General features: G+C 45.8%; 1 protein-coding gene. It reads right to left on the reverse strand.

Features of this window, described 5'->3' with window-relative positions:
- Nucleotides 1-251: autotransporter-associated beta strand repeat-containing protein (locus ICN47_RS13115; RefSeq protein WP_216220295.1), on the reverse strand; the 251-nt coding region annotated here is incomplete at both ends.

A 251-nucleotide genomic window follows, 5' to 3' on the forward strand; every position in this document is an offset into this window, starting at 1 on the left:
TTGAAGTACCGTTAACTGTCAGGCTAGAGGTACCCGCAGTATTAGTAATGGCTGGATTAGTGCCAGTCATTAACAAAGAGCCGATCGTCAGTGCATTTTGTAAATCTAAAGTAGCGCTGCTTAGGGTTAATAAGCTACTGGTGTTGCCTACAGTTCCACTACCACTCACTTGTAAGGTACCGGCATTGACAGTAGTAGCGCCACCATAGGTGTTAGCACCTGACAGAGTGAGGATACCTACTCCTGCTTTT

The organism is Polynucleobacter sp. AP-Latsch-80-C2 (genome assembly GCF_018882185.1).
GTDB lineage: Bacteria > Pseudomonadota > Gammaproteobacteria > Burkholderiales > Burkholderiaceae > Polynucleobacter.